This is a genomic window from Testudinibacter sp. P17/SS/0325 (genome assembly GCF_053570765.1).
Map to the genome: position 1 here is coordinate 89,789 of NZ_CM131635.1, position 12,356 is coordinate 102,144.

Here is a 12,356-nt window from a genome sequence, read left to right on the forward strand (position 1 = left end):
TTTTCCTTTTTCGTAAAGAGTAATGAATAAAACCTAACGGTGATCGACATAACGAACTAAGCGATCGCCGACAAATTGAATCAGTTGCACCAATGCCACCAAGATAACCACTACGGTGGTTAAAATTTCCGGTACATTGGTTTGATAGCCATAGCGAATCGCCACATCGCCCAAACCGCCGCCGCCGACAATGCCCGCCATCGCGGAATAGTTCACTAAGGTCACCAACGTGATCGTTATTCCATTGATCAACGCCGGCAGCGCCTCAGGCAATAAAAATTTGCTGATGATTTGTAAATCGGTGGCGCCCATGGCTCGTGCGGCTTCGGTCAGCCCTGCGGGAATCTCTAACAGCGCGCCTTCGACCAAACGCGCCACAAACGGAATCGCCGCTACGGTTAACGGCACAACCGCCGCCGTAGTACCAATCGACGAGCCGACCAAGGCACGGGTGAACGGAATAATCCAGAACAGCAAAATCACAAACGGGATCGCCCGTCCGATATTGACCGCCATGCTGATACTCCGATATAACTTCGGATTTTGCTTAATTTCGCCCGGACGGGTGATAAATAACAACACACCAAGCGGAATAGCAAAAAGTGCAGCCAACAATCCAGAAGCAAATACCATATATAACGTTTCGCCGGTCGCATTCAAAATCATCTGCCACACTTGTGGTGTTAAACGATCAAACATAGCCTAACACCTCTACCCGGACATTGTGTTCCATCAAATAAATTTTCGCCTCGGTAATCGCGTCTTCCGGCCCTTCCACCTCGGCAATAGTGAAGCCAAATTTCACCCCGCCGATATAATCAATCTGTGAGACTAAAATACTCAAATCCACACCGAATTTTTTCGAAGTTTGCGACAATAACGGGGCGTCAACCGAGCGCCCGGTAAATTCAAATTTGATAATCGGATAAGAATTCGCTCCTTTTGGCGACGGCGAGAGTTGTTCCATATACTGCTTCGGCAAATTAATTCGAAACGTGGATTGAATGAAGCTTTTTGCCAGTTCGGTTTTCGGGTTGGAGAACACTTCGCTCACACTTCCCGATTCAACTAACTGCCCTTTATCAATCACCACCACTTGATGACAGATTTGCTTCACCACTTCCATTTCGTGAGTAATTAACAGTATGGTTAAACCCAATTTTTGGTTGATTTCTTGCAACAGGCTTAAAATCGACTGTGTGGTTGCCGGATCGAGTGCGCTGGTCGCTTCGTCGCATAACAGCACTTTCGGCTCGGAAGCCAACGCGCGCGCAATCGCCACCCGCTGTTTTTGCCCGCCGGACAGATTACTCGGATAAACGTTTTTCTTGTCGCTTAGACCGACCAGTTCTAATAACTCGTCCACCCGCCGGGTGACCGCACTTTGATCACTGCCGTTCAATTCTAACGGCAACGCCACGTTGCCAAATACCGTGCGGTTACTTAACAGGTTAAAATGCTGGAAAATCATGCCGATATGACGGCGCGCCTCGACTAACTGCGCGGTATTCATCGCGGTCAATTCCTGCCCGTCGACAAACACCTGCCCACTGGTCGGTTGCTCCAGCAAGTTGGCGCAACGGATCAGCGTGCTTTTGCCCGCCCCCGACGCACCGATCACGCCACAGATCTGCCCCTTTGGGATCACCAGATTGACGTTATCAAGTGCGGTCAGCTTTTTGCCGTTCGCCTCAAAAATTTTGTTAATGTTTTTTAGCTTAATCATGTAAGCCCTTTGTGATTGAAGTCATAAATTACCTCGCTATTTTAGACGTCCAGATTGCCATGTCAACCGCTAGTTGCCCCTTTTTTATAGCAACTCGTTATAAGCTAGACACTTTACTGCATTTTATTCAATAAAAGTACGCTATTCCCGCATTTCAGTACGATTATGCGCTATAATCGCCGCCAATAAACGGGCGATTCCGCTCCGCCACTATACTACACTAAAGACTAAAGGTTCTTATGCAAAAAGCCATTTTTCTCGATCGCGACGGCACCCTCAATGTCGATCACGGTTATGTCCACCAAATCGATCAATTTGAATTTATCAACGGCAGTATTGAAGCCTTGTTGGAACTCAAACAAATGGGCTATTTATTGGTGTTGGTCACCAATCAATCCGGCATTGCGCGCGGCTATTTCAGCGAAGATCAATTTCTGCAACTGACCGAGTGGTTCGATTGGTCACTGGCGGATCGCGGCGTGGATTTCGACGGCATTTATTATTGCCCCCACCTGCCGGACGGACAGGGCGAATATCGCCAAGATTGCGACTGCCGCAAACCGAAACCGGGCATGTTGTTGCAAGCCTCTAGCGAGCTGAAGATTGATCTTAACCGCTCTTTTATGGTCGGCGACAAAATCGAGGATCTGATGGCGGGCAACGCTGCCGGTGTAGCCCATACTATTTTAGTCCGCAGCGGAAAAACGGTGACTGCCGAAGGCGAAAAATTGGCAGAGGCGGTGTTGGATTCGGTGGCGGAGTTACCGGATTATATTAAGCGCCATATAAAAAAATAAACTAAATACCGCCAATTCGCGTGTAAGATTGAATTTGCCCTTTATATAAGCGACAATACGCGCCGATAAAAATATTAACCCGAGATAAAATTACCAATGTCAGTCAACCAATATCCACAACAAATTGATAAACGCCGCACTTTCGCGATTATTTCCCACCCCGATGCCGGTAAAACCACGATTACGGAAAAAGTGTTGCTGTACGGTGAAGCGATTCAAACCGCCGGTACGGTCAAAGGGCGCGGCTCGAGCCAACACGCCAAATCCGACTGGATGGAAATGGAAAAACAACGCGGGATTTCGATCACCACCTCGGTAATGCAATTTCCGTATCGCGATTGCTTGGTCAATTTGTTGGATACCCCGGGACACGAAGACTTCTCGGAAGATACCTACCGCACGTTGACCGCAGTGGACAGCTGTTTGATGGTAATCGATTCCGCCAAAGGGGTTGAGGAACGCACGATTAAACTGATGGAAGTCACCCGTTTGCGCGACACGCCGATTTTGACCTTTATGAATAAACTCGACCGCGATATTCGTGATCCGATGGAACTGTTAGACGAAGTGGAAAACGTATTGAATATCCATTGTGCGCCGATCACCTGGCCTATCGGTTGCGGTAAATTATTTAAAGGCGTTTATCATCTCTACAATGACGAAACCTACCTCTATCAAACCGGGCAAGGACACACCATCCAAGAAGTGCGGGTGATTAAGGGGTTGGATAATCCGGAATTAGACAGCACGGTCGGCGATGATTTGGCGCAACAATTACGTGACGAACTGGAATTGGTGCAAGGTGCCTCCAATCCGTTTGAACTGGACGCCTTTTTGCAAGGGCAACTGACGCCGGTCTTCTTCGGCACCGCACTTGGCAACTTTGGCGTCGATCATATGTTGGACGGCTTGACCCAATGGGCACCCCGCCCGCAAGCGCGCCACTCCGATTTGCGCGATGTCTCTCCGGCGGAAGAAAAACTGACGGGCTTTGTATTTAAAATTCAAGCGAACATGGATCCGAAACACCGTGACCGTGTTGCCTTTATGCGTATCGTGTCGGGCAAATATGAAAAAGGTATGAAAATGCACCACGTCCGAATTGGTAAAGATGTGGTGATTTCCGACGCGCTCACGTTTATGGCGGGCGACCGGACTCATGCCGAAGAAGCCTATGCCGGCGATATTATCGGCTTGCACAATCACGGCACAATTCAAATCGGCGATACTTTCACTCAGGGTGAAAAGCTGAAATTCAGCGGCATTCCGAATTTCGCCCCGGAACTGTTCCGCCGTATCCGCTTGCGCGATCCGCTGAAACAAAAGCAGCTGTTAAAAGGCTTGGTGCAGCTTTCGGAAGAGGGCGCAGTGCAGGTGTTCCGTCCGCTCACCAACAACGATCTGATTGTCGGCGCGGTCGGGGTGTTGCAGTTTGATGTGGTGGTTGCACGTCTGAAAAGCGAATATAACGTGGAAGCGATTTACGAAACGGTCAATGTCACCACCGCGCGCTGGGTTGAATGCGACGACGTGAAAAAATTCGAAGAATTTAAACGCAAAAACGAGCAGAATTTAGCCTTGGACGGCAGCGATAACTTAACTTACATTGCTCCGACTATGGTCAATTTAAACTTGGCGCATGAACGTTATCCGGATGTGAAATTTTTTAAAACAAAAGAACATTAATACGACACTTAAACAATGTAAAAAGCATTTTTTCACATTATTTTTAGCCTATCGCACTAAAAACTCCCTCTAAAGGATGACCTAAGTCAAAGTTTAGAACAGAATTATGCTTTTTTTCGTATTCTTTATGTTATAGTTAGGTTGCAATTCTGCAATGAATATTTTATTTGTTTATTAAAAGTAAAATTAATTGCCATGAAAACCAATATAATAATGGTGATTTATAACCCTGTGATTTTATAGGTAAAAGATAAATGCGTATTCCTAAAATTCTTATCGTCGAAGATGAAGCCGTTACCAGAAATACTCTAAAAAACATTTTTGAGGCGGAAGGTTACGAAGTGATGGAAGCTTCTGACGGTAATAAAATGCATAGTATTCTGTCCAGCACCAGCGTCAATCTGGTGGTGATGGATATTAATTTACCCGGCAAAAATGGCTTAATGCTGGCACGCGAATTGCGTGAAACCGCCAATACCGCGCTGATGTTCTTAACCGGACGCGATAATGAAGTGGATAAAATTTTGGGACTGGAAATCGGTGCCGACGACTATATCACCAAACCGTTTAATCCAAGAGAATTGGCAATTCGTGCCAGAAATCTGTTGCAACGCACCATGTCCGAAAAAGAACAACCGATTTCGCACGAACACGTGGAACAATACCGTTTCAACGGTTGGGCGCTGGATATTAACAGCCGCACCTTGATTTCGCCGGAAGGGGAAAGCAATAAGTTACCCCGCAGCGAATTCCGTGCGTTGCTGCATTTCTGTGAAAATCCGGGGAAAATCCAAACCCGTGATGATTTACTGAAAAAAATGACCGGGCGCGAGTTGAAACCACATGATAGAACCGTTGACGTCACCATTCGCCGCATTCGCAAACATTTTGAGTCGCACCCGGATACGCCGGAAATCATCGCAACTATCCACGGGGAAGGTTATCGTTTTTGCGGTGAACTCGAATAAACCACACTGAACCGCACTTTTAACCGGAAAATAAAAATATTTTCCGGTTTTATTTTATCTACTAGGCGAGGCATAGTAGACAAAAACAAAAACCAGACTGTAGGTCTGGTTTTTAAAGCATGAAGAAAATTTTATTTTTTCAGTTTCAAAATCACGGTTTCGCCTAATACAACCGGGCCGCTGGCTTTTTCAATACTGCTGATTTCATCCATGTTGGAGATCACCACCGGCGTCAACACTGATTTTGCTTTGGCTTCTAATACTGCCAAATCAAATTCAATGATGGTATCGCCTTTTTTCACATCTTGCCCCTCTTCGGCAATACGAGTGAAACCTTCGCCTTTTAATTCTACGGTATCAATCCCGAAGTGCACGAAAAGCTCAACGCCTTCTTTGGATTCCATTGAGAATGCGTGGTTGGTTTCGAAAATTTTACCAATCACGCCGTCGATTGGGGCGACAATTTTATTACCGGTAGGACGAATTGCGATCCCGTCACCAACGATTTTTTCCGAAAAAACAACGTCCGGCACATCTTCAATGTTGACAATTTCACCGGATAATGGCGCATAAATTTCAACTTCCGCACCTTTATTGTCTTTTGAACCAAATAGTTTATCAAATAAACCCATTTTAAATCTCCTCATTAATCCATCAAAAATCTCTGTTATGTTACCCGAAATTTTTTAATTTGTATCTAGTTTAAACCGTTTTCGGTTAAAAAAGCCGAAATTTTCGCTTGAATATCCGCCGCAGTCGGTTGTTGCAACACCTCGTTTGCCAAGTTTTGTACGTCCGCATAGTTCACATTACGAATCAATTTTTTGATCCGCGGCACTGAAATCGCGCTCATACTGAATTCATCCAGCCCCATGCCGAGCAACAATAACGTGGCGTGTTCATCCCCGGCTAACTCGCCGCACATCCCGGTCCATTTGCCTTCCGCGTGCGACGCATCGATCACTTGTTTAATCAGGCTCAACACCGACGGAGTCATCGGATTATACAGGTGTGAAATCAATTCATTACCACGATCAACCGCCAAGGTGTATTGGGTCAAGTCATTGGTGCCGATACTGAAGAAATCCACTTCTTTCGCCAAGAATTTGGCATTCACCGCCGCAGACGGCGTTTCCACCATCACGCCGATTTGAATATTTTCGTCAAAGGCTTTGCCTTCGTTGCGCAACGCTTGTTTTAATTCCGTAACCACCGCTTTCAGCGTACGAATTTCCTCCACCGAAATAATCATCGGGAACATTATCGCCAGTTTGCCAAATGCGGAAGCCCGCAAGACCGCTCTTAGCTGATCATTCAGGATTTCACGTTTGTCTAAAGCAATACGAATCGCACGCCAGCCTAGGAATGGATTCATTTCTTTCGGTAAATTCAAATACGGCAACTCTTTGTCGCCACCAATATCCATCGTGCGCAACACCACCAATTTACCGTCCATCGCCTCAACCACTTCTTTATAGGCTTGGAATTGTTCTTCTTCGCTCGGCAACTGATCACGATCCATAAACAGGAATTCGGTACGATAGAGACCAACGCCTTCCGCGCCGTTACGGTGTGCGCCTTCCACATCGCGGATAGTGCCAATGTTCGCCACCACTTCGACGTTATGCCCGTCTAAGGTCACCGCCGGTAAATCTTTCAGTTTTGCCAGTTCGGCTTTTTCTTCCGCCAATTGCTGTTGCAAGCCGATAATACGGTTTAACTCTTCTTGTGACGGATTGATGAAAATCTCATTATTGACCGCATCCAAAATCAAGGTGTCGCCGCTGACGATCAGTTTGGTTGCCACATTGGTGCCGACGATCGCCGGTAACTCCAAAGAACGCGCCATGATTGAGGTGTGTGAGGTGCGCCCGCCGATGTCGGTGATAAAACCCAGCACTTTGTCTAGATTTAATTGTGCCGTTTCAGACGGGGTCAAATCATTCGCAATCAGAATGACTTCTTCGTTGATTTCCCCCAGATCAACAATATTCATACCCAAAATATTTTTGATTAAACGGTTACCAATATCGCGGATATCGCCCGCTCTTTCTTTCAGATATTCATCATCGATTTCAGACAGCATGGTCACTTGCTGATCAACCACGGAACCGGCGGCAAAATCGGCGGTCACCAAATCATCACGGATCAGGGCCAGAATTTCGTCTTCCAGCTCTTCATCTTCCAGAATCATCAAGTGCCCGTCAAAAATGGCACCTTTTTCTTCACCTAATGTTCTGGTGGCTTTCTCTTTAATCGCGGTTAACTGCTCGACCGCTTTTTCACGCCCGTCATAGAAACGCTGAATTTCAGCCTCAACCTGAGATGCAGCGATGGATTTTGTATTTAAAACAATCTCTTCTTCTTTCAGAACCAGTGCCTTACCGAAGACAATCCCTGGTGACGCTAAAATACCTGAAATCATAATAAAACCTTTGTTGAATAAAAATAGTGAAGCGAATAGAGCTCTATTCGCTTTAGCTTGCTTAAATTATAACCTGTCTTGACAGGCAATAACCACCGACAATCGAATCAGCTTAAATTGATTTATTCTAAAGTCGGGATCAGCGCAACCAAATGCTCAACCGCTTTTTCTTCGTCTTCGCCTTCGGCACTGATGGTGATGACGGTGCCTTGCACCAAACCTAAGGTTTGCAATTTGAACAAGCTTTTCGCACTGGAGCTTTTACCGTTGGAAGTTACTGTAATATCGGAGGCAAACGCTTTTGCTTCTTTGACAAACTGTGCAGCCGGGCGAGTATGTAAGCCATTTGGAGCAGTAATGGTAACGTCTTTTGAGTACATAAGTAATTTCCTTATTTATCTGAGTAACACTGAATATAAATCAATATGATTCATAGCAAATCACGGCGCCCCTAGTTCAATACGGGCACAACCCTGATTATCACAATTTTTTAATAATTATTTTACCGACTAAAATAATTATTTGGGTTAGTATCAATATTCCGCCTAAATAATCAAGGCATAACTGGAAAAAATATGATGTATCGCACAGTTTTTAATTAAAAAAGTTTATTTTTTAACCGCATCTTACATTTTATGAGCGGATTTGACATTTGCCTATCACGGTTTTGCACCACGGTTTCATGCCCTAACGCAAATTAATTTGTAACAAAATGCCGTTGCGCCTTATTTTCGTCCAACGCCAGAATCAGGCGGTGGTAATTTTCAAAACGTAGCGGGTGAATTTTGCCCTGCTCCACTGCCTCACGCAACACACAGCCCGGATCGTCCAGATGTTTGCAATCGCGGAATTTACAGCCGCCAAGATAGTCCTGAAATTCACGGTAACCATTGGTAATGGTGGTCGCGTCCAAATGCCATACGCCAAACTCACGGATACCGGGCGAATCAATCACTTCGCCGCCGTCGGTTAAGCGAATCAAACGGGAAACCGTTGTAGTATGTTGCCCTAAACCGGAATTTTCACTGACAGCGCCGATCTGCAATGCCAAGTGCGGTTGCAACGCATTGAGTAAACTGGATTTCCCCACCCCGGATTGTCCGACGAAAATCGAACAGCCATCACGCAACATGTCGGCTAACTGCCGCATATTTTCGCCACTATAAGAAGAAACCATCAGCACGCGGTAACCCAAAGTGCGGTAAATATCAAACAGTTGCTCGGCTTCGCTACGCTCTTCCGCTGTACATAAATCAATTTTGTTCAAGAGCAAAATCGGCTCAATCCCCAAACTTTCACACACCACCAAATAACGATCGATAATATTGGCGGAAAAGTGCGGTAACATCGCCGAAACCACAAAAATTTGATCGATATTCGCCGCAATCGGTTTAATCCCGTCATAATAATCCGGACGGGAAAGCACATTTTTACGCTCCTGCACCGCTTCCACCACGCCGCTGATCCCTTGCAATTGCTGATGTCCGGCACGCCACAACACCCGATCACCAACCACCAAATTACTTAAGGTGCGGCGCAAGTTACAGCGAAATACCTCGCCTACGCTGTTTTCAATATCGGCATGCAGCGCATAACGGGAAATCACCCTTCCGCTTTGCATTTCGCCCAACATGTCATCCTGCCATTCAATCTCACGCGTTTCTTTTTTCCGCTGCTGATAATGACTTAACGTTTTCTGTTGGTTAGATTGAATTCGGCGCTTCTGATTTTTTGTTAACTTTTGCTTACTCAAAAAATTTCCTTACTCCCGCTGGTTTTTACGCTAAAATAGCGCGTAAATGAGATAATTTTTGAACGACTAGGATACCGCATATTATGCCATTCGATAAACAAAATCTGATCTGGATTGATCTTGAAATGACCGGTTTGGATCCGGAAAAAGAGCGAATCATTGAAATCGCCACCATTGTCACCGATAAAGATCTGAATATACTTGCCGAAGGACCGGTGCTTGCCGTTCACCAGCCGGACAGTTTACTCAACGCCATGAGCGAATGGTGCAGCAAAACCCATACCGCCAACGGCTTAGTTTCGCGCGTTAAAGAAAGCAAATTAAGCGAACGTGCCGCCGAATTGCGCACCTTGGATTTTCTGAAAAAATGGGTGCCGAAAAACAGCTCGCCGATTTGCGGCAACAGCGTGGCGCAAGATAAGCGCTTTTTGTTCAAATATATGCCGGAATTAGCCGACTATTTTCACTACCGCTATCTCGATGTCAGCAGCGTGAAAGAACTGGCAAGCCGCTGGAAACCGGAAATTTTAGACGGTTTTAAAAAACAGAATACCCATTTGGCGCTCGATGACATCCGGGAATCGATTGCCGAACTCGCTTATTACCGCGAACATTTTATTGATTTGAACAAAAATACGTCGCAAAGCTAAAAATCATACGCTTTTTGCTGTCATTTTCGACAATCAAACTTTTTTTTATTATTTGGGGTTGCAGGCAAAAAAAATTTTTGTATAATGCACCCCACTGATTACGTCAGACCATTCAAATGCGGGAATAGCTCAGTTGGTAGAGCACAACCTTGCCAAGGTTGGGGTCGCGAGTTCGAGTCTCGTTTCCCGCTCCAAATTCTCAAACCTTATCGTTTACCTAGTTTATCTCTTTTTATTGCACTATAAAGTGCGGTTTCTATGCAGATAAAACCGTGCATTCACAGCAAAATTCCTCTATCATTAGCGCCTGATTTTAGTTTGGATATTCCGTTTATATTAAGTTGAATTATGTCGCCACTAGCAACATCTCCATATCAAATCCAATTTGAAAACGAAGCGCAATTGCTCGCCTTTGCCGCACGTCTGAGCGCGCTTTTGATCAAATATAATGCAATGGAACAAAAACAGGGCTTTGTTGTCTATTTATATGGTGGTTTAGGTGCGGGCAAAACCACGTTTAGCCGCGGTATAATTCAGGCGCTGGGGCATAACGGTAATGTCAAAAGTCCGACTTATACTTTAGTCGAAGAATACCCTCTGCCGACCTTGAATGTTTACCACTTTGATCTGTATCGCCTCGCCGATCCGGAAGAATTGGCGTTTATGGGCATTCGTGATTATTTTCAATCCGGCAGCTTGGCATTATTGGAATGGGCGGAGCGCGGGCAAGGCATGATTCCTGCGGCGGACATAACCATTCAACTCAACTATTTAGCACAAGGACGTGAGCTGCAACTCACGGCGCACAGCGAAATGGGTGAACGCATTGCGGCACAATTGCACTAACGCAACCAAGCGCACGCAGCAGCATAACCGAATTTATATTTAACTGTTTTGATTTGACGAAAGACGCCAGAATGAAAAAATTTGCTTTGTTTATCACTTACTTTTTGACACTTTTACTCGGCTTTATCAGTTTTTCCGCCAACGCGGGCACCCTGACCGCACTGAATGTGAAAAATGAAAACAAAAAAACGCAAATCGAGTTTTCTTTTTCGCTCGCCACCAAATACAGCTATTTTGCCTTGCAAAATCCGGAACGCTTGGTGATTGACTTTGCCAACAGCCAAGCTCACGCCAAGTTGTTGCCGAGAAAGATTAACGACAGTGTCGTGGCCAATCTGCGCACCAGCAACCCGCCCCGTTCCACTACCCTGCGGGTGGTATTAGAACTCAAACAAAAAAGCGGTTTTAAATTCCACAATAACGGTAAAAAAATTACACTGATGGTCGATAATGCCGCCGGTCAAACCGCAGCAACAAAAACCGGCACTAGCGCAGCAAAAGTGGCGAAAGAGACGGTTAAAACCGCCACCACCACGAAAAATCAAGCAACGGCTGCCAGAAGCAACGCCGCCCGTACCGGCGTGTTAGTCATCGCAATTGATGCCGGCCATGGCGGCAAAGATCCCGGTGCAATCGGCACCGGTTTAGGCTTGCGTGAAAAAGTGGTTACCCTGCAAATTGCTAAAGAATTAAAAGCCCTATTGGATAAAGATCACCGTTTCAAAAGTGTATTGACCCGCACCGGCGATTACTATATTTCGGTGCCGAACCGCTCGGAAATTGCGCGGAAGAACAAAGCCAATTATTTAATCTCCATCCATGCCGACTCCAACGGATCACCGTCGCTACGCGGCGCCTCGGTTTGGGTGCTGTCAAATAAACGTGCCAGCAGCGAAATGGGGCGTTGGTTGGAAGATCATGAAAAACAATCGGAATTATTGGGCGGCGCCGGTAATGTTTTGGCGTCGCACGATGAAAAATATTTGAACCAAACCGTATTGGATCTGCAATTCGGGCATTCGCAACGCGCCGGTTATCAGTTAGGGCAAGCCATTCTGAAACGCTTCGGCAGCTTTGCCAAATTGAGCAAAAACGTGCCGCAACACGCCAGCCTCGGGGTATTGCGTTCGCCGGATATTCCGTCGGTGTTGGTGGAAACCGGTTTCCTTTCTAATCATGAAGAAGAAAGCAAACTGGCAACCGCCGCTTACCGCCGCCAAATCGCCAATGCCATTTATCGCGGTTTGATTGATTATTACAACACAAGCGGTGAGGCAAGTGCGGTCGCCGGCCGGGCGGGCAACACGGCTAAAAGCAATAAAGCCGGCGGCAAAGCAAGTAATAAGGCGAGCAGCACCCCGCAATTCCACACCGTGAAAGCGGGAGAAAGTCTGGGCGGAATCTCAATTAAATACAATATCAAAATTCGTGAATTACAGCGTTTAAATAAGTTGAAAAACGACAATGTCCGTATCGGACAAAAAATTAAATTACGGGATTAAACA

Annotated in this window: 11 protein-coding genes, 1 tRNA gene and 2 pseudogenes; 8 read left to right on the plus strand and 6 right to left on the minus strand. The window is 45.9% G+C overall.

Features of this window, described 5'->3' with window-relative positions; all coding sequences use genetic code 11:
* Nucleotides 1–33: 33 nt before the first annotated feature.
* Both ACWA50_RS00360 and metN read right to left on the minus strand, forming a co-directional pair.
* On the minus strand, nt 34–699 hold the full coding sequence (locus ACWA50_RS00360; RefSeq protein ID WP_431053299.1) for a methionine ABC transporter permease: 666 nt from the start codon (nt 697–699) through the stop codon (nt 34–36).
* Nucleotides 692–1,726 (minus strand): methionine ABC transporter ATP-binding protein MetN, encoded by a 1,035-nt coding sequence (gene metN, locus ACWA50_RS00365; protein ID WP_431053301.1) that lies wholly within the window; start codon nt 1,724–1,726, stop codon nt 692–694. The genes ACWA50_RS00360 and metN overlap by 8 nt, the downstream gene beginning before the upstream one ends.
* Nucleotides 1,727–1,965: 239 nt before the next feature.
* Between metN and gmhB the strand changes: the two genes are divergently transcribed.
* The 3 genes from gmhB to arcA all read left to right on the plus strand — a co-directional run bounded on the left by gmhB (nt 1,966) and on the right by arcA (nt 5,177).
* Nucleotides 1,966–2,523 carry a D-glycero-beta-D-manno-heptose 1,7-bisphosphate 7-phosphatase gene (gene gmhB, locus ACWA50_RS00370; protein WP_431053303.1) on the plus strand — a complete coding sequence of 186 codons (558 nt, stop codon included), beginning with the start codon at nt 1,966–1,968 and terminating at the stop codon, nt 2,521–2,523.
* A gap of 96 nt (nt 2,524–2,619) precedes the next feature.
* Nucleotides 2,620–4,209: a peptide chain release factor 3 gene (gene prfC / locus ACWA50_RS00375; protein ID WP_431053305.1), complete on the plus strand. Its 1,590-nt coding sequence runs from the start codon at nt 2,620–2,622 to the stop codon at nt 4,207–4,209.
* A gap of 254 nt (nt 4,210–4,463) precedes the next feature.
* Nucleotides 4,464–5,177, plus strand: coding sequence for a two-component system response regulator ArcA (gene arcA / locus ACWA50_RS00380; protein WP_431053307.1), 714 nt, complete (start codon nt 4,464–4,466; stop codon nt 5,175–5,177).
* Nucleotides 5,178–5,308: 131 nt separating this feature from the next.
* On the opposite strand, the gene crr is transcribed toward arcA, so the two are convergent.
* From crr to rsgA, 4 genes are all read right to left on the minus strand, one after another.
* Entirely contained in the window at nt 5,309–5,809 is a 501-nt protein-coding gene (gene crr, locus ACWA50_RS00385) for a PTS glucose transporter subunit IIA (protein ID WP_431053309.1), read from the minus strand.
* Between the two features lie 65 nt (nt 5,810–5,874).
* Nucleotides 5,875–7,602: a phosphoenolpyruvate-protein phosphotransferase PtsI gene (ptsI, locus tag ACWA50_RS00390; RefSeq protein ID WP_431053311.1), complete on the minus strand. Its 1,728-nt coding sequence runs from the start codon at nt 7,600–7,602 to the stop codon at nt 5,875–5,877.
* Between the two features lie 122 nt (nt 7,603–7,724).
* A complete protein-coding gene (gene ptsH / locus ACWA50_RS00395) occupies nt 7,725–7,982 on the minus strand; it encodes a phosphocarrier protein Hpr (protein ID WP_084255248.1) in 258 nt (85 codons plus the stop codon).
* Nucleotides 7,983–8,299: 317 nt separating this feature from the next.
* The gene (gene rsgA, locus ACWA50_RS00400; protein WP_431053313.1) at nt 8,300–9,355 is read right to left on the minus strand and encodes a small ribosomal subunit biogenesis GTPase RsgA; all 1,056 of its coding nucleotides are present in this window, start codon (nt 9,353–9,355) and stop codon (nt 8,300–8,302) included.
* 83 nt (nt 9,356–9,438) lie between these two features.
* On the opposite strand from rsgA, the gene orn reads away from it, so the two are divergent.
* The 5 genes and pseudogenes from orn to ACWA50_RS00425 form a co-directional block, all read left to right on the plus strand.
* Complete coding sequence (gene orn, locus ACWA50_RS00405; protein WP_431053315.1) at nt 9,439–10,005, plus strand: oligoribonuclease; 567 nt, start codon at nt 9,439–9,441, stop codon at nt 10,003–10,005.
* A 118-nt stretch (nt 10,006–10,123) separates the two neighbouring features.
* Nucleotides 10,124–10,199, plus strand: a tRNA-Gly gene (locus tag ACWA50_RS00410).
* A gap of 154 nt (nt 10,200–10,353) precedes the next feature.
* Nucleotides 10,354–10,851: a tRNA (adenosine(37)-N6)-threonylcarbamoyltransferase complex ATPase subunit type 1 TsaE gene (gene tsaE, locus ACWA50_RS00415; RefSeq protein ID WP_431053317.1), complete on the plus strand. Its 498-nt coding sequence runs from the start codon at nt 10,354–10,356 to the stop codon at nt 10,849–10,851.
* 71 nt (nt 10,852–10,922) lie between these two features.
* Nucleotides 10,923–11,207, plus strand: a pseudogene (locus tag ACWA50_RS00420) (AMIN domain-containing protein); the annotation flags it as partial.
* A gap of 225 nt (nt 11,208–11,432) precedes the next feature.
* Nucleotides 11,433–12,350 (plus strand): annotated as a pseudogene (locus ACWA50_RS00425) (N-acetylmuramoyl-L-alanine amidase); the annotation flags it as partial.
* Nucleotides 12,351–12,356: the final 6 nt, after the last annotated feature.

What these genes read in the sequence shown, in the direction of transcription:
- arcA (WP_431053307.1), top strand. Translation starts at nt 4,464, where the DNA reads ATGCGTATTCCTAAAATTCTTATCGTCGAAGATGAAGCCGTTACCAGA.
- orn (WP_431053315.1), top strand. Translation starts at nt 9,439, where the DNA reads ATGCCATTCGATAAACAAAATCTGATCTGGATTGATCTTGAAATGACC.
- ACWA50_RS00360 (WP_431053299.1), bottom strand. Translation starts at nt 699, where the DNA reads ATGTTTGATCGTTTAACACCACAAGTGTGGCAGATGATTTTGAATGCG.
- ptsI (WP_431053311.1), bottom strand. Translation starts at nt 7,602, where the DNA reads ATGATTTCAGGTATTTTAGCGTCACCAGGGATTGTCTTCGGTAAGGCA.
- crr (WP_431053309.1), bottom strand. Translation starts at nt 5,809, where the DNA reads ATGGGTTTATTTGATAAACTATTTGGTTCAAAAGACAATAAAGGTGCG.
- ptsH (WP_084255248.1), bottom strand. Translation starts at nt 7,982, where the DNA reads ATGTACTCAAAAGACGTTACCATTACTGCTCCAAATGGCTTACATACT.
- prfC (WP_431053305.1), top strand. Translation starts at nt 2,620, where the DNA reads ATGTCAGTCAACCAATATCCACAACAAATTGATAAACGCCGCACTTTC.
- gmhB (WP_431053303.1), top strand. Translation starts at nt 1,966, where the DNA reads ATGCAAAAAGCCATTTTTCTCGATCGCGACGGCACCCTCAATGTCGAT.
- tsaE (WP_431053317.1), top strand. Translation starts at nt 10,354, where the DNA reads ATGTCGCCACTAGCAACATCTCCATATCAAATCCAATTTGAAAACGAA.
- metN (WP_431053301.1), bottom strand. Translation starts at nt 1,726, where the DNA reads ATGATTAAGCTAAAAAACATTAACAAAATTTTTGAGGCGAACGGCAAA.